Raw genomic sequence first — 19571 nt, forward strand, 5'->3', positions numbered from 1 at the left:
AAGGGAGCTTCGCCATGACCAATAAGACAATCGCCAAGATCGGACGCCGCAATCTCATCGCGGGTGCCGTCGCCGTTCCCCTCGCCGCCCCGATGCTGGCGCGCCAGGGCTGGGCCCAGTCGACCTACCCCAACAAGCAGGTCCGCGTGGTCGTGCCCTTCGCACCCGGCGGGACGACCGACCTGCTGGGCCGCATCGCCTCGGCGCACCTCCAGGAAGTCTGGGGCCAGACCTTCGTGGTCGACAACAAGAGCGGCGCCGGCGGCAATGTCGGGGCCGAGATCGTCGCCAAGTCGCCGGCCGACGGCTACACGCTGCTGCTGGGTACGGTCGGCACGGCCGTCACCAACCAGTTCCTCTACAAGAGCATGCCCTACGACAGCGTGAAGAGCTTCGCGCCGGTCGCCCTGTTCGGCGAGGTCGCCAACGTGCTCGCGGTGCATCCCGACATGCCGGTGAAGACGGCCAAGGAATATGTCGAGTATTGCAAGAAGCAGGGCCCCAACAAGGTGAGCTTCGGTTCCCCGGCGGTCGGCGGCACCGGTCACCTGGCGATGGAATATTTCCAGTCGCTGGCCGGCTTCAAGGTCGAGCACGTCGTCTATCGTGGCAGCTCGCTGGTCCTGAAGGACCTGCTGGCCGGCCACATCCCGAGCACGATGGACAATCTCCCGCCCTACCTGCCGCACATCCAGACGGGCGCGCTGCGCGCGCTGGGCGTCAGCTCGGCCAAGCGCTGGTTCTCGCTGCCCGACACGCCGACCATCGCCGAGCAGGGCTTCGCGGGCTTCGACGCCGCGCCCTGGTGGTACGTCTCGGCGCCGGCCGGCACGCCGCCGGAGATCGTGAAGAAGCTCTCGGACGAGCTGGTGAAGGCCTCCAAGCAGCCCGACGTCATCAAGAAGATCCGCGACGCCGGCGCTGCCGAACTGGGCGGCTCCTCGGAGGACCTCGCCAAGCACATGCAGACCGAGTACGTGAAGTGGAAGAAGGTCGTCGAGGCCGCCAAGCTGGAGCCGCAATGAGCCGTCCCGACCTGAAGGGAAAGATCCAGACCGTTCTCGGGCCGATCGAGCCCGAGAAGCTCGGACGCACGCTGATGCACGAACACGTGCTCTGTGACATCCGTCCGCCCGGCACGCGCTCCGACAACGATCTCGGCCCCGAGATCACCCTGGAGAACGTCTGGCAGATCAACTACGGCCGCGGCCTCAAGCGCGCCGGCCGCAAGTACATGCTCGACCTCGAGGACATCGCCACGCGCGAAGTGGCGATGATGAAGCACGAGGGCGGCGACGCCATCGTCGAACTGTCGTGCGGCGGCCTCTCGCCCGATCCGAACGGCCTGCGCCGCATCGCGGCCGGCACCGGCGTCCATCTGGTGATGGGCTGCGGCTACTACGTGAACGACTACCAGGATCCGAAGAACCACGGCCGCACGGTCGACGATTTCGCCGCCGAGATGATCGGCCAGATCCACGACGGCGCCTGGGGCACCGACGTCTGCGCCGGCATGATCGGCGAGATCGGCTGCCAGGCGCCGTGGACCGAAACCGAGAAGCGCGTGATGCAGGGCGCGTTCATCGCCGCCACCGAGACCGGTGCTGCGATCAACGTCCATCCCGGCCGCGATCCCGACCAGCCGCAGGAGATCGCCGACTTCGCCAAGGAAGCAGGCTTCCCGACCGAGCGCATCGTCATCAGCCACATCGACCGCACCATCTTCGACGAGCCGCGCCTGCAGAGGCTCGCCGACTCCGGCGTGACGGTGGAGTTCGACCTGTTCGGCCAGGAATCGAGCTATTATGGCCTCTCCGACATCGACATGCCCAACGACGCGACACGGCTCAAGCTGATCCGCGCGCTGATCGATGCCGGTCATCTGGAGCGCGTCGTGATCAGCCACGACATCTGCTACCGCACCCGCCTCGCGAGCTTTGGCGGCCACGGCTACGGCCACATCTTCCGCAACGTCGTGCCGATGATGCAGAAGCGCGGCTACAGCGAGGCCGAAATCGACGCCATCCTGGTGGGCAATCCGCGGCGGCTGCTGACGTTCGTGTAGCGGACGGCGCCATTGTCATCGCGGGCGGGGTAACCCCCGCCCTAGAGCGCCGCGAAGGATCTCCCGCTAGCCAAGGAGTCCCCTGATCGTTCCGTGAGGTCCTTCGCGGCGCTCAGGACGACCGAAGGCCAGAGCTAGAACGTCAGCGGATACTCCGCTTCCGCCGTATAGATCGGCCCGCCTCGTCCGAGGCGGCTCGAATAGAGCGTGAAATGTTCGGCCACCCACGGCTCCAGACGGAACGTGCCGTGGCTGGCCGTGAACTGCGCGATGTGATGGCCGGTCTCGCCGCCCGCGGGGAAACGCGCCAGGGTGACGTGCGGGCGGTATTTGCGGCGGTCGATCTCGATGCCGCAGTTGCGCGCGACGGTCGTCACCTTCTGCTGCAGCCAGTCGAGGCGCTCGCTGCGTTCGACGACGGCGACCAGCGCGCGCGGCTGCTTGCCGTTGCTGAACTGTTCGACGCCGGCAATGGCCACAGAGAAGGGCGGACCGGCAATATCGGCCAGCTCCTCCTCGAAGTCGCGCATCGTGCCGCCCTGCACCTCACCCGCGTAGCAGAGGGTGACGTGAAGATTCTCGGCCGGCACCCAGTGCGCATCGGGGACCCCCGACTGCAGCGCTGCGAGTTCCTCGGCGATCTCGTCAGGGACGGGCAGGGCGGCGAACAGACGCGGCATCGTCGAGATTCTTCGTAACGAAGGGGAGGATACGCTCGACGATGATGTCGACGCCCTTGGCGTTGGGATGGATGCCGTCGGGCTGGTTGAAGGCGGGGTCCTGGGCCACGCCGTCGAGGAAGAACGGATAGAGCGGCACGCCGTGCTTGTCGGCGATCTTCTTGTAGAGGCCGTCGAACTGCTTGACGTATTCGGGCCCGTAGTTGCGGGGCGCCAGCATGCCCGTCAGCCATACCGTGACGCCCGCCTGTTTCAGTTTATCGACGATTGCATCGAGATTGCGCTCGGTGGCCACCGGATCGAGGGCGCGCAGCATGTCGTTGCCGCCCAGCTCGACCATCACGATGTCGGGCTTGTCGGCCAGCATCCAGTCGATGCGCTCGAGCCCGCCCATCGTCGTGTCGCCCGAGACTCCGTGGTTTATGACGGTGACGTTGCGGCCCTTGTCCTTCAGCGCCGCCTGCAGGCGGGTGGGAAAGGCCTGGGCCGGGGCGAGGCCGTAGCCCGCGGCCAGGCTGTCGCCCAGGATCGCGAGCTTCACCGGCTCGGCCGCCGTTTGCCCGGTTTGTGCATGGGCCGTCACGGGCGCCGTCAGGGCCGCGAGGGCCAGGATCATCGCCACGAATGCCACGATCCGTGAATTGACCGTCGCCGTAAAACCACCATATCGAGTTTGCAGTTTCATTCTCCGCCTGTCCCAGGAGCCCGCTTGGCCGAGCCGCTTCCCATCGCACAATTTCCGATCGTTCGCCTGACCGACGTGCATCTCGACATGGCGAGCGATGCCGGCACGGTCAATATCCTGCGCGGCGTCACTCTCGACATCGCGGCTGGCGAGATTGCGGCGGTGGTGGGGCCTTCGGGTGCCGGCAAGTCGAGCCTGATGATGGTCGCGGGCGGGCTGGAGCGGGCGACGTCGGGCCGGGTCGAGGTCGCCGGCAACGATCTCGGGCCCATGGGCGACGACGACCGGGCGCGGCTGCGGCGCGACCATATCGGCATCGTGTTCCAGGGATTCCATCTCATCCCGACCATGACGGCGCACGAGAACGTCGCCCTACCGCTCGAGTTCGCCGGCCGTTCCGATGCGTTCGAGCTGGCCGAGGCGGCGCTGAAGCGGGTCGGGCTGGGCCATCGCATCGGCCACTATCCCGCACAGCTGTCGGGCGGCGAGCAGCAGCGCGTGGCGGTCGCCCGTGCCTTCGTCGGCCGGCCCAAGCTGATGCTGGCGGACGAACCGACCGGCAATCTGGACGGCGCCACCGGCAAGCAGGTGATGGATCTGCTGTTCGAGGTCGCGCGCACCGACAACACCACCCTGATCCTGATCACGCACGACATGGGCCTCGCCGAGCGCTGCGACCGGGTGCTGCGCATCGCCGACGGCCTGCTGGTCGCGGACGATCGCCTGCGCGCGCTCGCCGCGCAGTGACGGCGTCCCCATGAACCTCGCCTTCCGCCTCGCCCGCCGCGAGATGCGCAGCGGCCTTGGCGGCTTCCGCCTGTTCATCGCCTGCCTGGCGCTGGGCGTCGGCGCCATCGCCGCGATCCTGTCGTTCAGCCGTGCCATCGAGGAAGGGCTGCGGGCCGACGCGCGCGAGATCCTGGGCGGGGACGTCGCCATTTCGCTGCTCTACCGCGAGGCGACGCCGGAGCAGATCGCCTTCATGCGCGAGCAGGGCGAGTTCGTGCGCTGGCTCGACAGCCGCGCCATGGCGCGCCCGACCAAGCCCGACGGTCGCCCGACGCTGGTCCAGCTCAAGGCCGTCGAACCGGCCTATCCGCTCTACGGCAAGCTCGACATGGCCGATGGCGGAACGCTCGCCAACGCGCTGGGCAAGCGCGACGGGATCTGGGGCGCCGCGGTCGAGGAATCGGCCCTGCGCCGCATGAACATGGCGCCCGGCGACATGCTGAAGGTCGGCGATACGGCGGTCGAGGTGCGCGGCATCATCGCGCGCGAGCCCGACCGCGGCCTGAACGCCTTCGCAAGCCTGGGGCCGCGGCTGATGATCCCGCTCGACGCCGCCCTGGAATCGGGTCTCGTGCAGCCGGGCAGCCTGCTCAATTGGGAATACCGCCTGCGGCTGCCGCCCGGACGCTCGGATCGCGCGGTCATCGCAGCGCTGAAGGCCCGCTTTCCCGATGCCGGCTGGCGGGTGAGGGGCCTCGACGATGCCGGCGGCGGCATCCGCTTCTGGCTCGACCGGCTGACGCAATTCATCGGCCTGATCGGCCTAGCCTCGCTGCTCGTGGGCGGCGTGGGCGTCGGCAATGCCGTCTCGAGCTTCCTGGCGGCGCGACTGCGCACCATCGCGACCCTGAAGTGCCTCGGTGCGCCGGAACGGCTGGTCTTCACCACCTACTTCATCCAGCTCGCGGCGCTGGCGGCGCTGGGCGTCGGCATCGGCCTGGTGATCGGCGCAGCCCTGCCGTTCGTGGCGCAGTCGGCGATCGCCGACGTGCTGCCGGTGCGGGCGCGGGTTGCGCTCTATGCCGGACCGCTGGCGACGGCCGCGGGATTCGGCCTGCTGGTCTCGCTGCTGTTCGCCCTGGTGCCGCTGATGCGCGCCCGCAGCGTCTCGGCGGCGACGCTGATGCGCGGCGCCGTCGTGCATCAGGGTGGCCGGCTGGCGTGGCGCGATGCGCTGGCGATCGCCGCCGTCGCGGTCGGGCTGGCGGCCTTCACCATCTTCACCGCCGACAGCCGCCGCATCGCGGCCTACTTCGTGCTGGGCTCGGTCGGCGCCTTCATCGCCTTTCCCCTCCTGGCGCGGCTGCTGATGTTCGGCGCCGCCCGGATCGGCAAGCCCAAGTTCGCCGCTCTCCGGCTGGCGCTGGCCAACCTGCACCGGCCGGGCGCGCCGACGCCGATTGTGATGCTGTCGCTCGGCCTCGGCCTCACCGTGCTGGTGGCGACGGCCCTGATCGAGGGCAATCTGCGCCAACAGCTGACGCAGCGCATTCCGGGCGATGCGCCGGCCTTCTTCTTCGTCGACATCCAGTCGAGCCAGATGCCGGCCTTCGAGAAGGCGCTCGCCGCCATCCCCGGCGCCGGACCGCTCGACAAGGTGCCGTCCTTGCGCGGGCGCATCGTCAAGATCGGTGGCAAGCCGGTCAGCGAGATCGCGGTCCCGTCCGACGCGCGCTGGGCGGTCGAGGGCGACCGCGGCGTGACCTATTCGGCGACGCCGCCCGAGGGCTCGCGCATCGTCGCCGGCGAATGGTGGCCGGCCGACTATCGCGGGCCGCAGCTCATCTCGTTCGACGAGAACCTGGCCAACCAGTTCGGCCTGGGGCTGGGCGACAGCATCACCGTGAACATCCTGGGCCGCGACATCGAAGCCAAGATCGCCTCGCTGCGCCGCATCGAATGGACCACGCTCGCCATCAACTTCGTGTTCGTCTACTCGCCGGGCACGCTCGACAAGGCGCCGCACACTTTCCTCGCCACGGTGAAATCGACGCCGGAGGCGGAGGACGCGATCTTCAAGGCCGTCACCGACCAGTTCCCCAACGTCACCGTGGTGCGCATCCGCGACGCCATCGAAACGGCGGCCGGGGTGCTGGGCAATATCGGGCTGGCCAGCCGGGTGATCGGCTTCCTCAGCATCCTGGCCGGGGTGCTGGTGCTGGCGGGGGCCATGCTGGCCACCCAGCGCCGCCGCGTCCATGAGGCGGTGGTGATGAAGGTGCTGGGCGCCACCCGGGCCCGCATCGCCGGGACCTTCGCCTGGGAGTTCGCCTTCCTGGGCCTCGCCACCGCCGCGGCCGCGCTGGGGGTGGGGACTCTGGCGGCCTACCTAGTGGTGCGCCGTCTCATGAACCTGGAATGGACGTTCCTGCCGACCGTGGCGGTGGCGGTCGCCGTAGGGGCCATGGCGCTCACCCTGGCCTTCGGGCTGGCGGGAACCCTGGCGGCATTGAGGCAGCGACCGCTTGCCTTGCTGCGCAACGAGTGAGAACGGGGCTTCCCGTTCTCACTCCTGGACACATCGTCTTGGCGGCTAGTTCTCGTAGATGCCGACCACGCGGTTCTGCTCGATGATGTTGCCGGCGTAGCGATCGAGGAACTGTTCGCGGCTGGGCGTGCCTTCCACTTTCGTATCGAGCGCATAGACCCAGAAGTAGTAGTGGTGCGGTCCGTGGCCGTCCGGCGGCTGGGGCCCATAATAGCCCGGCTGACCTGCGCCGTTCGGACCGACCCGGAACTTGCTTTGTGCATCGTCGAGGTCGGTCGTGCCCGGCGGTACGGCGTACAGCGTCCAGTGCGTGAAGCCCTGCGCGAGCGGCGCATCGGGATCGTGACAGACGATCGCGAGTTCGACCGCCTCTTTCGGTGCGCCGCTGATCCTCAGGCGGGGAATGACATTGCCCTTGTTTCCGGCATGCTCATCCTTCATCCGCCCGAGGGGGGCGAAGTCGAGGCTTTCGATCTTCAGGTCCTTGATGTTCAAAGGCATTCAATACTCCTGCCGCAATATTCAGAGTTCGACCGGCTACTTCGCGAGGTCGTCGATGGTCTTGCCGCCGACACGGGCATGGACACGTCCTCCGGACGCGACGCCGACGCAGATCAACAGCTCGTCCGGGCGCGGGCCGTCGGGGACCGCGATCGAGATCGCGTCATAGTGAGAGCGAATGTAGAGCTCGTCCTTGTGCGCCAGGGGAATGTCGATGGCCGTTCCGGCGACACCGACCTTGGAGGCGGACGAAATCCAGGCGAGTCCGCCACCAACCGCCGCGCGCAGGGCATCGCCGAAGACGGTGGTCACACAGGCCACGACATGCTCCTGCTCGCCGGCCGTTCCGGCGATGCCACCCTTGCCGTAGCTGTGGACGGGGCGGCCGCCGAGCAAGGCGCGCGCGCGCGCGCCCAGCGCCTTGCCGAGCGCAGCGCTGGGCGCGATCAATCGCGACAGGTCCTCGGCGTAGCTGCCGGCAAACGGATTGCGTATGACCACGGCGACCGCCGCCTTGACCAACGCGTCCCGCGGCTTGCCGCCATCGTGTTCGACTTCCTGTACGAAGCTGTGCCAGGAGCGCACTTCGTAGGCGGCCCGCAACTCGTTATCGACGTTCATTATCCTGCAATCTCCAAGAGGCGACGCGGCGCGGCCGAAGGCACGGCACCGTCGTCTGGCGCGTCATGCGCACAATGAGGGAATCAGCCGGTTTGGAAGTTCGCCTGTCTCACCAGGAGAAGACGCGGCGCGTCGGATCGTAGCGGGCTGCTTCGAGCGCCGCCGGGGTGAACTGGTTGCCCTTCGACAGAGACCGGTTCGCCGCGTAGTCACCCGACAGGGCCTGGCAGCGATCGGTGATCGGCCGAATGCGCTTTTCCCAGGAGACCAGGGCCTCCTGAACATCGGGAGTTTCCTCGAGTTCCATGGCGAGGCTGTAGGCGTTCACCATCGCGCATCCGGCACCCTGGGCCAGCGCCGGACACATCGCGTGCGCCGCATCGCCCACCAGTGCGACCTTGCCGCGGGTCCATTCCGACAGCTTTCTCGTCTCGTAGCGATCGTACCGGGCGGTCTTGAGCTTGGCGGCCTCGGCGAGGACCGGTTCCAGGAATGGAAACATCTCGACCCAGGTGTCGAAGTGAACCGGCACCCGCGAGCCCTCCGGGTCGGCGGCCGGCGCCATCAGGCCGAGATACAGTTCGTTCTCGTTGCAGGGCGAATAGAGGATGCGCAGGACACGCGGCCAGAAATTCCACATGTCGATGGTATTGTCCCACTCGCCGTGGCCGAGCTCTTTCTTCATGCGCGGCACGAGAATGCGGATCAACCCGTCGGTCGAAACCCAGCGATCCTGCTCGAAGCCGATCGAATCGCGAACCTTCGAGCCGACGCCGTCGGCGCCCACCACGAGATCCGCTTCCAGCACTTCACCGGACGCCAGCGTGATCTTGCCCGACGGATCGGCGGCAACGACTTCGGAGTTCGTGCGAATCTCGACCCCAGCCTCGCGTGCCCGCTTGGCCAGACCATTGTGCAGGTGCTGGCGGGTCATGATGCGCCATGGCAACCCGTTGAAGGTCTCGCGCGAGACGGTCAGGTTGTGACGGCGGGTTTCATAGGTGGGAGGGGTGTGAGAGCCCGTCAGCACGTCTTCGAGCGCGCCGACGCCCTCCAGCACGCGCAATCCGTTCTGCCAGAGATAGATGCCCGCGCCGAAGGCACGCAGCTCAGGGCCGCGCTCGTGCAGACGCACGCTCCAGCCGCGTTGCGCCAGTGCGGTCGCCGCCGTGAGGCCGGCGAAGCCCGCCCCGGCGATTTCAGCATGCAGAGCCTTGCTGCCATGTTTGTTGATATTCGCCATTTGAACCACCGTACGTTTGAACGAAAAGTGCGGCGCCGCCAGGGGACGGCGAGCGCCGCGGCGTCGCCTACTTGTCCTGCCAGACCAGTGTCTTGAGATCGGCGGTCGAATTGACGATGCCTTCCTTCTTGGCCGCATCGACCCAGAACTGCATCGCTTCCGGCGACATGTCCTTCTGCCAGCGGCCCAGCCCCATCTTCTCGATCACGGCGGGCGGGACCTTCGTGTTGGCGGCGATGGTCTGACGAACGACCGCCGGGTCCTTGAAGTCGTCGAGTGCCCGGTTGATCGCGCGCAGGAAGCGCCGGACGACATCCTTGTTCTTCTCGACGTAGGGCTGCATCGCGACGATGCCGCTGAACACGACCGGCGATTTCACATCGGTGAAATAGTACCCGAGAACCGTCGCGCCCTGCGACTTGCCCAGCGTGATGAAGGGCTCGGTCACACCGGCTGCCGCGATGGTGTTGTTGCGCAGCGCCGGCAGCATGTCGGGGAAGGGCACTTCGCGGAACGTCACCGACTTGGGATCGACCCCGTTCTTGCGCAGCCACTCGCGCATCATGGTCCAGTCGGTATTGTAGCTGAGGTTGGTCGCGACGGCCTTGCCCTTCAGATCGGCCGGAGTCTTGATCGCCGGATCCGTTGCCAGCACCGCATGGACCGGATCGTCCGACGCCTGCGCGAAATTGAATGAAACGTAGGTTATGGGAATGCCGGCATTGCGGGCATTGAGGACGCCGAGCGCGTCCGAAATGCCGAATTGCAGCGAGCCCGACTGCAGGGCGGGAATGATCTGGCCGCCGCCGGCCATCGGCGTGAGTTCGACTTCGAGATTCTCGGCCTTGAAGTAGCCGGCGTCGCGCGCGCGCCAGAGATACGAGTACACGCCGACCGGAATGTACCCGACCTTGAGCTTGGTCACGGCGTCCTGCGCCTCGGCCTGTCGAACCGAACCGAAACTCGACAATCCAAATGCAACGCCAAGCGCGATCGCAGCCCCAATCATCCTGAACTTCATGTCACACCTTCCTGTTCAACCTTACCGAGACAACTTTTGCGCCTGCTTCCGCACGAGCGTGTAGACGCGGTGGCGCAGGTGGAGAAATTCCGGTGTTTCCTTGGTCGCGAGTTGATCGCGGGGGCGCGGCAGATCGATTGCGATCTCTTCGACCACGCGCGCCGGCCGTGTCGACAGCACCACGACCTTGTCCGCCATGAAGACGGCCTCGTCGATGTCATGGGTCACGAGCAGGGCTGAGAGCGACATGGTCTGGCAGATTTCCATGACCATGTCCTGGAGGTCGATCCGGGTCTGCGCGTCCACCGAAGCGAATGGTTCGTCGAGCAGAAGGAGATTCGGGGAGACGACGATCGAGCGCGCCAGGGCGCATCGTTGCTGCATGCCCCCCGACACCTGCCAGGGATAGAGATCGGCAGCATGCTCGAGATTGACGGCCCGCAGCGCCTCGTCGACTCGCTTGTCATCCGCGCCGGAGCCGCGCAGCCCGAAGGCGACGTTCCGTCGGACCGAGAGCCACGGGAACAGGCTGCGATTATAGTCCTGGAAGACGACCGACAACCACGGTGGCGGATTGTCGAAATGGCGGCCGCGGTGGAGCACGCTGCCCGTGTCGGGCTGCATCAACGAGGCGATGCAGCGCAGGAGCGTAGTCTTGCCGCAACCCGATGGGCCGACCACCGCAACGAACTGCCCGGGTTCCTGACGGAAGGTCAGGCCGTTCAGGATCGGCGTTGCTCCGGCCGGGAACGCCTTGGTCAGGTTGTCGACCGCAAGGATGGGTTCATTCATGGCGGCATTCTCATCCACGACCGGTCTCCGTCAGTCCGCGCCAGCCGCGATGCCAGGACAGCACGCGCTTTTCGACCGCGAGCAGTGCGAGCGTGAGACCCAGCCCCACGGTGCCGATGGTCAGCACGCCGGCGTATACGTTGGCAGTTTGAAACAGGCGCTGGTTGCGCAGGATGTAGAAACCCAGCCCGTCATCCGCGGCGATGAGCTCGGAGATGACCATCATGACCAGCGCGATGCTGAGCGCGACGCGCATGCCCGAGAAGATGGACGGGAGCGACGCCGGAAGGACCACGCGCACGAGACGCTCCGCGGTCGAGAGCCCGACGGCTCGCGCGACGTCGAGCAGGATCGGATCGACGCGACGCGCACCATCCGTGGCCGCAATCAGCACTGGAAACACCGACCCGAAGGCGATGACGAAAATGCGCATCTGATCGGTCGCGCCGAACACGATCAGAGAGGCCGGCAGGATCGCTACGGCCGGTATATAGCGGAGATACTCGATCGTCGGACGGACCCAGGGATCGAGCGAGCGGAGCGAGCCCAGCACGACGCCGATCACGCACCCGACCAGGATGGCGATGGCGAAGCCCGCCCCGAGCCGCCGAAGGCTCGGCAGCAGGGCGCTGTGGAGCAGGTCGCCATGCCAGATCTGGAAGTAGCCCTGGGCAATCCGCTCGATCGGCGGCAAATAGACGGCGGGATAGGTCAGCGCCGCCCATTGCCATAGGGCAATCAGGGCGAGGATGGTCGCGGCCTGCCAGGCCAAAGGCGTTATGTACCTGCCCCTAGCGGTCACGGTTCTCGGTGCTCCACGGCATTGTCGCGCGCTCGACGGTCACGAACAGGGCGTTCACCAGATAGCCCAGCACGCCGGTCACGAAGATCGAGGCCCACATTCCGGTGACCAGTCCGCTCAGGCGGACGTTTTCGATATAGGATCCGATGCCCGGCTGGCCGGTCAGCATTTCGACCGTGATCGCCACCACGAGCGCAATCGCCGATGCGGTGCGAAGACCGGTCGCGAAGGATGGCAGCATCGCCGGCAGAACGATCCGAAAGATCCGCGCGGCTCGTCCGACATGAAGCACGCGACCGGTTTCCACGAACCGCGGATCGACGTCTTCGACGCCGGCCTTGGTGCTGAACAGAATGGGCCAGATGCTCGCGAAGGCGATCATGAAGAGCTGCATCTGCAATCCAACGCCGAGCACCAGCAGCGCCACGGGAATGAGGGCGACGGATGGGATCGGGCGCACGAATTCGAGCAGCGGGCGGGTTGCGATTTCAAGCCGCGGCAGCAAGGCGAGGGCGATGCCGGCACCCGCTCCGGCGACGGCTGCCACGGCAAGGCCCGGCGCCCACGATCCGATCGTCGCCAGCACGGCATGGGCCAACCCGCCACTCCAGAGGTCGACCGCAGCGGTTTCGACGATGGATGCCGCAGACGGAAGATCGCGGCGGTCGACGAAGCCCAGCGCACGCACGGCTTCCCAGCTCGCGATCATTGCGGCGATGCCAGCAGCGCCTTTGCCGACTTTGATTGCATGCGACCGGAACCTGTTCATTCGGAGAGGCAAGCCCGTTGCAGGCGTCCGGGTAATCCCGGGCGCCTTGTGCTCTCGAGAGCCAGGTTCATGCTTCGCATGATGCCTCGCACGCGATTTCTGCTTCAGTGTCTGGACGTGAAGTCACGAATGGCGGTCGTCATGACCTCCGGTGCTTCTTCATTGACGTAGTGGTCGACATTGTCGACGACGAGCACAGGCAGATCGGGGCGCAACGCGCGCGTCTTCTCGAGTGCGGTCGCAGAGACGAGTTTGCTGAGCGCGCCCCGAACGATGAGTATCGGGCGTGAAACCGACTTGAACGTCGGTACCAGATCCCCGCGCAGGCCTTCTGCCGTCTGCGCCATGGCCTGCGGCGATGCGAGGGGGCGGAAACCTCCCTCGACCGTCCGGTAGGCCGATGCGGCGCGCAGAGACACCGCTTCGGGCGGCATCAAGGGATACCGGTTCTGGAGATACTCCTCGATGTCCTGTTGCGACGCGAACAGACGATCGCCGCCATTCACGCGCGCCGAGAGTTGGTCCAGCACTTCGGTTTCGATGTACGGTGTGAAGTCGATCGCCACCACGCCGCGAACGAGATCGGGGGCCATTACCGCGGCCTCGACGGCGTTACGGGCACCGAGCGAATGGCCGATGATGAAAGCCGGCCCCGCGTTCAGGACCTTTATGAGGGCAACGAGATCGGCGGCGAAATCCTTTGCGTCGTAGCCCGCCTCCGGTTTGTCGCTGAGGCCGTGGCCGCGCTGATCGACGGCGACGCAGCGCAACGTGTCCTTCAAGGCAAGAAGCTGAGGATCCCAAACCGCCGAGTTCGACGTGATGCCGTGCAGAAATATCGCAACCGGACCATTTCCGATCTCACGGACGTTCAACGTGATCCGACCCGTGTCGATCCGATGCATGTGAATTGAATCAGCCATTGGCACCACACTCAAAACTGCTGGCTCTGCGGCGATGGCGGCGGGATCCGCCATCACGCGCGACGACCTTCTCTCTGTGTGTAGCCAAACACCGGCCAAAACGTCTGTCAATAAGATTGACAGACAATCTTACAATAAGCATGGATGTGATTATTGCGAAGCCAACGGAGTGCGTGGCGTGCCTGACGTTTGTGCAATGATTGGGCCAGCTGCAGGTGACGGCGCGCGGATTGCTTTGCGGGATGCGTTTGCGCGGGTGGTTATGGTGCCATTTGGTAAGGTCACTCTGTCCGGGGCGTGGACTTGCGGAACAATTGCCGCTTCAAACGCTCCGGCATTCGGGATTCAGGCATGACAGCAACGATCGACCTGCGGGTAAGCCGCAAAAGCGTCCAGCAAGAGACCGTGGAAAAGCTCCGCGGCGCCATACTGTCGGGTGTCTTCACGCCGGGTATCCGGCTCGTCGAAGCCGATCTGTGCAATTCGCTCGGGGTCAGCAGGCCGTTGCTGCGCGAGGCGCTTCGTAGCCTGCAGGCCGAGCGTCTGATCGATATCGTGCCGAACCGCGGGCCGCAGGTGCCGCGCCTGTCATGGCGGGAAGCGGAGGAAATCTACGAGGTGCGAGAACTTCTCGAGGGTGAGGCCGCGGCGCGTTGCGCCACCATGATCGCGAAAGAGGACCTGGGCGACCTGGCCGCGAACCTCGAAGCATTCCGCCGCGCTTCGCGAAGCAGCGAAACGGCCAGCGAGCAGATCAGCACCACGAGCAGCTTCTTCGCCATCATCCTGCGCAACTGCGGCAACAAGATCATCGAAGAGACGCTCACGGGGCTTCAGGCGCGCGTGAATTTCCTGCGCGCGCGCTCGATGTCCCTGCCCGGCCGCGCCAAGCAGAGCTATGCCGAGATGAGTGCGATTTGTGCCGCCATCACGGCGCGCGACGCACGGCAGGCACGGAAAGCGGCGCAGGAACACGTGATAAACGCGCGGAATGCCGCCAAGCAGGCATTCGAGGCGGCCCGAGACTGATCGCGTCCCGCCGTCGACGCTCCCGGCCGCCGCCTTGGGGCAGGGGCTCTTGCGTTTTTGCGCAATGAGTGAACTAATTATTCTCCGCAACGGCTCCAAATTGGAATCCCGGCGGGCTACTTGGCTATTGATTCAGTCGATCTGTAACCCCAGATTATCTGTCGAAGGGGCTCGGCAAACGAGGCCCCCTTGGAGGCTTGAAACCAGATGGTAAATCCGAACTTCGGCACCTTCAATCGCGCCGGCACCGTTGCCGACCAGGCGTCGTTTGATGTCGGTCTGCGCGCCCACATGGTGCGTGTGTACAACTACATGGCTTCGGGGCTCGCCCTGTCGGGCATCGTGGCCTTCGGTCTGTTCAGCTCGCCGGAACTCGCCAGCCTGTTCTTCCAGGTCCAGGCGGGTCGCGTCGTCGGCCTGAACGTGCTGGGCTGGATCGCGATCTTCGCTCCGCTCGGCCTGCTGCTCCTGACCTCGTTCCGCGCCGCTCAGATGAGCACCGGCGCGGTACAGGCGGTCTACTGGGCGGTCACGGCGCTGATGGGCGTCAGCCTGTCGCTGCTGCTGTTCCGCTACACCGGCGCCAGCGTCGCGCGCACCTTCTTCGTGACGGCCGCCGCCTTCGGCGCGCTCAGCCTCTACGGCTACACGACGAAGCGTGACCTCACGGCGATGGGCAAGTTCCTGTTCATGGGCGTGATCGGCCTGATCCTGGCCGGCCTCGTCAACATGATCTGGCCGTCGGGCACGATGAGCTTCATCATCTCCGCCGCCGGCGTGCTGATCTTCTCGGGCCTGATCGCCTACGACACCCAGAAGATCAAGGAACAGTATTCCGAGGCCTGGGGCACGGACATGATCGAGAAGGTCGCCGTGTTCGGCGCGCTCAGCCTGTACCTGGACTTCGTGAACCTGTTCCAGTTCCTGATGAGCTTCATGGGCCAGTCGCGCGACTAACCGACTGAACCGTCGAGAAAAGTGAAAAGGGCGCCCGGGTCGAGAGACCTGGGCGCTCTGCTTTTGGGGGAGCGGCTCCGCCTCCCAAGATTGCGCCCTGCGCCTGCCGCCCTATACTTTGCGAATGCGGCGCACCTCCTACGAACAGATGAACTGCTCGATCGCATCGGCGCTCGACGTCGTCGGCGAGCCGTGGACGCTGCTGATCGTGCGCGATGCCTTCTACGGCGTGCGCCGCTTCGACGACTTCCAGGAGAATCTCGGGATCGCGCGCAACGTGCTGACCGCGCGGCTGAAGAAGCTGGTTGAGGCCGGGATCTTCCGCAAGACCGCCTATCGCCAGCGTCCGCTGCGCCACGAATACCGGCTCACCGAGAAGGGCGCCGCGCTGTTCACGGTCATCGTCGGGCTGAAGCAATGGGGTGACCGCTTCGGCCCGGCCGCGCGCGGCGGCAAGCCGATGGAGCTGGTGGAGCGCGCCGACAACCGCCCGCTCGAGCCCGTGCTGATCGACGCCGAGAGCGGGCGACGCCTCGAACTCACCAACGTTCGCGCGGTGGCGGGGCCGGGCGCCGACGAGGCCACACGCACCTTCTTCGAGCGTCTGGCCCTCAACCGGCCGGCGAAATGAGCGCCCCTCAGTCGTCCTGAGCGCAGCGAGGGACCTGGCTGAACGACCAGCGTACTCCGTGGCTGGCGTGAGGTCCTTCGCTGCGCTCAGGACGACAAGAAAGGCTAGTCCTTCTTCTCGGCTTCGAGGCGCTTGCCGTCGATCAGACGCGCGGCGCGCTCCGCCGTGTCCTTGTCCGCGTCCTTCTCCACGCGCGTGCGGCCGAAGCGGCGGCGGTTCGCGTCCGCTTCCGTTTCGCGTTCGCGCTTCGCCTTGTCCTTGCGGGCGCGTCGCAGGTTGACGATTTCGGCCATGGATTTCTCTATGCCGCGCCCGGCAGCGATGCGCTAGTCTCGCCGCGCCGGACCGGGGAGCCCTGCCATGACACCGACCACCCGCAAGCGTCTCCTGATCGGCGGCGGCGGCATCGTTGCGCTGCTGGTCGCAGCCCTCGTGGCCTTGCCCGCCCTGATCGACGTCAATTCCTACAAGCCGCTGATCGTGTCGCAGGTGAAGACCGCGACCGGTCGCGATCTCGTGATCGATGGGCCGATCTCGCTGTCGATTTTTCCCACGCCGACCGTTTCGGTGACGGGCGTGAAGTTCTTCAATGTGGCCGGCTCCAAGAACGCCAACATGGTCGAGGTGAAGTCGGTCACCGTGAAGCCTTCGCTGCTGGCCCTCCTGGGCGGCAGCATCGAGGTCAGCGAGGTGACGCTGGTCGAACCCAAGATCGTGCTGGAGATCAATGCCGAGGGTAAGCCGAACTGGGAATTCGCGCCGTCGGTTGCCGAAGCGAAGCCCGCCGCGGCCAAGCCCGGTTCGCCGCGGCCGCTGTCGCTCGGCCGGCTCACCATCGACAACGGCACGCTGATCTTCAGCGATTCGAAGGCGGGTCTTTCGGTGGTCGCCGAAAAGGCGAACTTCACGGCTTCGGTGGGCTCGATCGACGGTCCCTATTCGCTGGCGGGCGATGCCTCGGTCAACGGCACGCCGCTCAGGCTCGACCTCGCCGTGGGTCGGCGGGGCGCCAACGGCCACACCGCCGACCTCACCCTGCAGGCGGGTGGCGGCAAGCTGGGCTTCAAGGGCACGCTGAGCGAGCTGGGGGCCGCCGCCAAGATTTCCGGCTCAGCCTCCGCGTCGGCCGACTCGCTCACGACCTTCGTTGGCACCCTGGTCAAGCTCGCCGGCCAGCCCGAGCCCATCCTGCCGGCGATTCTTGCCGGCAAGTTCAGCTTCGACGGCGGCATCGACGTTTCCCCGACGGCGTTCGCCGCGCGCGACTTCAAGATCGCCCTGGGCCAGGACAGCGGCTCGGGATCGCTTTCGGTCGCTTTGAAGCCGACGCTCGCGGTCGAGGGCAAGCTTGCCGTGCCGAAGCTGGACCTCGACCGGTGGCTGGCGGCGATCCAGCAGTCCGCGCCTGCCGCAGCGTCCTCGTCTCCCGCTGCGCCGTCCGCGAGCGCACCCGCTGCGACGTCGCAGAGCTACCTCGGGGATCTCACGGCGAAGGTCGCCTTCGAAGTCGGCGAGGTGATCTACAACAAGCAGCCGGTCCGCAACGTCGTGCTGGAGATCGATGCCAAGGGCGGGGCCGTCGCGGTGCCGAAGCTCACGGCCACGCTGCCCGGCGACATGGTTCTGCAGGCACAGTCGACCCTGACGGGCGATGCCGCGCGGCCGGGCGTCACCGGGCAGTTCAGCCTGGTCGGGCCCAAGCTGCGCGAAACCCTGTCCTGGCTCGCCGTCGACCTGTCGTCGGTGCCGCCCTCCAAGCTGCAGAAGCTCAGCCTGCGCGGCCGCATGTCCTCGACCGGCGGCAACGTGCAGGTGAGCGATGCCGTCTTCGAGCTCGACGACCTCAAGGGCAGCGGCGGCGTGACGGTCACCTTCACCGTGCCGCTGTCGATCGTGACCAGCGTCAGCCTCGACACGCTCGACCTCGATTCCTTCCTGGTCCCGGTCGCGGTGCGGCAGAAGCCTGCAGCTGCCTCCGGCGCCTCCGCGCCGCCTTCGGCACTTGCCGTGGCCGGCCCCTCGGTCGGGCTCAAGGCCAAGGTGGCCAAGCTCATCTACAACAAGGAGACGATCCAGGGTGTCGATGTCGACGTGGCGCTGCAGGGCACCACGCTGCGGCTGAACGACATCAAGGTTTCGAACCTGGGAGGCGGCCGTCTCGCGGTGCGCGGCACCGTCGCCAATTATTCGGCGCCCCAGCCGCGGGCCGACATCGCCTTCAATTTCGAGGCGCCCGACATGAGCCGTGTGCTCAAGGTCGCAGGCACCACGGCGCCGGCCGATCTCGGCGCGGTGAGCGCGAGCGGCGGCGTCGCGGGCACGGCCGAACAGCTCACGCTGCGCGATCTCAACGTCAACGTCCTGGGCCAGAGCGTGAAGGCGACCGGCACCCTGGCGCTGCCGGGCGCGTCCAAGGGGGCACCGCAGTCGGCCGCCTACAAGGGCAACCTGGTGCTCAACGGGCAGGCGCTCGACGGCTCGATCGATGCCCGCCTGACCGGCCGCACCACGATCAACGCCGACCTGCGGGCAAGCGTGCTCGATCTCGACCGGATCGGCGGCAGCGGCGGGGCACCGGCACGGCCGGCCGCGCGCGGAGCGGCCGCGGCCAAGCCGATCGACACGGCGGCGTTGCGCAGCATCGACGGCTCGCTGAAGCTGGTGGCCGGTACCTTGGTCAGCTCGCCGCTGCGCATCGCCAACGCCGACCTCGCGGCCTCGCTGAAGGACGGCATCCTCACGGTCCAGCACTTCAAGGGCTCGCTCTATGGCGGTTCGCTGGCGCTCGCAGGGACCGTCAACGCCACCAAGCCGGCGCTCTCCCTCGACTTCAAGGGCGACGCCAACGGAATCATCCTGGGCGAGATGCTGCGGAGCACCTCCGGCTCCAACCAGTTCGGCGGCGCCATCAAGGTAACGATCGACGGCAAGCTGAACGCCAACGGCATCACCCTGCGCGGGAGCGGCACGACCGCCGAGCAGATCAGGGCCTCGATGGCGGGCGGCGCGCAGCTCGGCGGGCACATCTTCGTCGGCGCCGACAAGGCGCTGCAGATGCTGGGCTCGGTGGCGGCGGGCGCGGCCAGCACGGTGATCGACCAGACCCTGGGCAACGTGCTGGGTGCCGTCGGCCAGCGTGGGATGTCGCCCACCAGCATGCTGAACGCGATCTCGCTGGTGTTGAATCGCTTCGTCAACCACGACAGCCCGATCTCGGGCCATGTCGACATCGCGGGCGGCGTGCTGACCGACAAAGGTCTGGCGGTGCAGGGCAATCGCGCCACGGCACGGATCACCACGCGAACCAATCTCGGCACCTCGACCACCGACACAACGGTCAATTTCTACATCGCCGAGGACGGGTCGGCGCCCTACCTGATCACGACCGCACGGGGCGCGATGTCCTCGCCGTCGCTCGGCGTCTCGCGTGGCAGCGCCAAGGACCCGCCGGGCATGGCCAGCACCCTGCCGGGCGCGCAGCAGCTGCAGCAGCTGGAGCAGATCCTGCCGGGTCAGCCGCGCTCGCTGATCCCCAACATTCCGATCCCCAATATTTTCGGCCGTTAGGAGTTCCC

General features: G+C 66.5%; 19 protein-coding genes. 8 read left to right on the forward strand and 11 right to left on the reverse strand.

From position 1 onward, the window contains the following. Nucleotides 1-14: 14 nt before the first annotated feature. Nucleotides 15-1025: a Bug family tripartite tricarboxylate transporter substrate binding protein gene (locus ACO07K_RS00690; RefSeq protein ID WP_422034008.1), complete on the forward strand. Its 1011-nt coding sequence runs from the start codon at nucleotides 15-17 to the stop codon at nucleotides 1023-1025. Beyond that, entirely contained in the window at nucleotides 1022-2065 is a 1044-nt protein-coding gene (locus tag ACO07K_RS00695; protein ID WP_422034009.1) for a phosphotriesterase family protein, read from the forward strand. Before ACO07K_RS00690 ends, ACO07K_RS00695 begins: the two co-directional genes overlap by 4 nt. A gap of 134 nt (nucleotides 2066-2199) precedes the next feature. Here the strand turns inward: ACO07K_RS00695 and thpR are convergent, their stop codons facing one another. Then, nucleotides 2200-2745 (reverse strand): RNA 2',3'-cyclic phosphodiesterase, encoded by a 546-nt coding sequence (gene thpR / locus ACO07K_RS00700; RefSeq protein ID WP_422034010.1) that lies wholly within the window; start codon nucleotides 2743-2745, stop codon nucleotides 2200-2202. Next, the gene (locus ACO07K_RS00705; RefSeq protein WP_422034011.1) at nucleotides 2711-3430 is read right to left on the reverse strand and encodes an arylesterase; all 720 of its coding nucleotides are present in this window, start codon (nucleotides 3428-3430) and stop codon (nucleotides 2711-2713) included. Before ACO07K_RS00705 ends, thpR begins: the two co-directional genes overlap by 35 nt. Nucleotides 3431-3517: 87 nt before the next feature. Between ACO07K_RS00705 and ACO07K_RS00710 the strand changes: the two genes are divergently transcribed. Together ACO07K_RS00710 and ACO07K_RS00715 are read left to right on the forward strand one after the other, a co-directional pair. Next, a complete protein-coding gene (locus ACO07K_RS00710) occupies nucleotides 3518-4177 on the forward strand; it encodes an ABC transporter ATP-binding protein (RefSeq protein ID WP_422036614.1) in 660 nt (219 codons plus the stop codon). Nucleotides 4178-4187: 10 nt separating this feature from the next. After that, nucleotides 4188-6707: an ABC transporter permease gene (locus ACO07K_RS00715; RefSeq protein WP_422034012.1), complete on the forward strand. Its 2520-nt coding sequence runs from the start codon at nucleotides 4188-4190 to the stop codon at nucleotides 6705-6707. A gap of 45 nt (nucleotides 6708-6752) precedes the next feature. On the opposite strand, the gene ACO07K_RS00720 is transcribed toward ACO07K_RS00715, so the two are convergent. From ACO07K_RS00720 to ACO07K_RS00755, 8 genes are all read right to left on the reverse strand, one after another. Further along, nucleotides 6753-7208: a YbhB/YbcL family Raf kinase inhibitor-like protein gene (locus tag ACO07K_RS00720; RefSeq protein ID WP_422034013.1), complete on the reverse strand. Its 456-nt coding sequence runs from the start codon at nucleotides 7206-7208 to the stop codon at nucleotides 6753-6755. 36 nt (nucleotides 7209-7244) lie between these two features. Beyond that, nucleotides 7245-7829 carry an amino acid synthesis family protein gene (locus ACO07K_RS00725; protein ID WP_422034014.1) on the reverse strand — a complete coding sequence of 195 codons (585 nt, stop codon included), beginning with the start codon at nucleotides 7827-7829 and terminating at the stop codon, nucleotides 7245-7247. Nucleotides 7830-7938: 109 nt separating this feature from the next. Beyond that, entirely contained in the window at nucleotides 7939-9072 is a 1134-nt protein-coding gene (locus ACO07K_RS00730) for an FAD-dependent oxidoreductase (RefSeq protein WP_422034015.1), read from the reverse strand. A 67-nt stretch (nucleotides 9073-9139) separates the two neighbouring features. Continuing rightward, a complete protein-coding gene (locus ACO07K_RS00735) occupies nucleotides 9140-10093 on the reverse strand; it encodes an ABC transporter substrate-binding protein (protein ID WP_422034016.1) in 954 nt (317 codons plus the stop codon). Between the two features lie 21 nt (nucleotides 10094-10114). Next, nucleotides 10115-10903, reverse strand: coding sequence for an ABC transporter ATP-binding protein (locus tag ACO07K_RS00740; RefSeq protein WP_422034017.1), 789 nt, complete (start codon nucleotides 10901-10903; stop codon nucleotides 10115-10117). Further along, on the reverse strand, nucleotides 10896-11657 hold the full coding sequence (locus ACO07K_RS00745; protein ID WP_422034018.1) for an ABC transporter permease: 762 nt from the start codon (nucleotides 11655-11657) through the stop codon (nucleotides 10896-10898). The genes ACO07K_RS00740 and ACO07K_RS00745 overlap by 8 nt, the downstream gene beginning before the upstream one ends. 19 nt (nucleotides 11658-11676) lie before the next feature. Continuing rightward, nucleotides 11677-12396 carry an ABC transporter permease gene (locus ACO07K_RS00750; RefSeq protein WP_298309503.1) on the reverse strand — a complete coding sequence of 240 codons (720 nt, stop codon included), beginning with the start codon at nucleotides 12394-12396 and terminating at the stop codon, nucleotides 11677-11679. 164 nt (nucleotides 12397-12560) lie between these two features. Beyond that, nucleotides 12561-13433: an alpha/beta fold hydrolase gene (locus tag ACO07K_RS00755; RefSeq protein ID WP_422034019.1), complete on the reverse strand. Its 873-nt coding sequence runs from the start codon at nucleotides 13431-13433 to the stop codon at nucleotides 12561-12563. Between the two features lie 297 nt (nucleotides 13434-13730). Between ACO07K_RS00755 and ACO07K_RS00760 the strand changes: the two genes are divergently transcribed. From ACO07K_RS00760 to ACO07K_RS00770, 3 genes are all read left to right on the forward strand, one after another. After that, the gene (locus ACO07K_RS00760) at nucleotides 13731-14408 is read left to right on the forward strand and encodes a GntR family transcriptional regulator (protein ID WP_422034020.1); all 678 of its coding nucleotides are present in this window, start codon (nucleotides 13731-13733) and stop codon (nucleotides 14406-14408) included. Between the two features lie 207 nt (nucleotides 14409-14615). Further along, nucleotides 14616-15365, forward strand: a complete 750-nt coding sequence (locus tag ACO07K_RS00765; protein ID WP_422034021.1) for a Bax inhibitor-1/YccA family protein — start codon at nucleotides 14616-14618, stop codon at nucleotides 15363-15365. Between the two features lie 124 nt (nucleotides 15366-15489). Then, nucleotides 15490-15996, forward strand: a complete 507-nt coding sequence (locus tag ACO07K_RS00770) for a winged helix-turn-helix transcriptional regulator (protein WP_422034022.1) — start codon at nucleotides 15490-15492, stop codon at nucleotides 15994-15996. Between the two features lie 104 nt (nucleotides 15997-16100). Here the strand turns inward: ACO07K_RS00770 and ACO07K_RS00775 are convergent, their stop codons facing one another. Further along, a complete protein-coding gene (locus tag ACO07K_RS00775; protein ID WP_422034023.1) occupies nucleotides 16101-16289 on the reverse strand; it encodes a DUF4169 family protein in 189 nt (62 codons plus the stop codon). A 67-nt stretch (nucleotides 16290-16356) separates the two neighbouring features. On the opposite strand from ACO07K_RS00775, the gene ACO07K_RS00780 reads away from it, so the two are divergent. Then, nucleotides 16357-19563: an AsmA family protein gene (locus ACO07K_RS00780; protein ID WP_422034024.1), complete on the forward strand. Its 3207-nt coding sequence runs from the start codon at nucleotides 16357-16359 to the stop codon at nucleotides 19561-19563. Nucleotides 19564-19571 lie beyond the last annotated feature (8 nt).

Source organism: Reyranella sp. (assembly GCF_965228225.1).
Taxonomy (GTDB): domain Bacteria; phylum Pseudomonadota; class Alphaproteobacteria; order Reyranellales; family Reyranellaceae; genus Reyranella.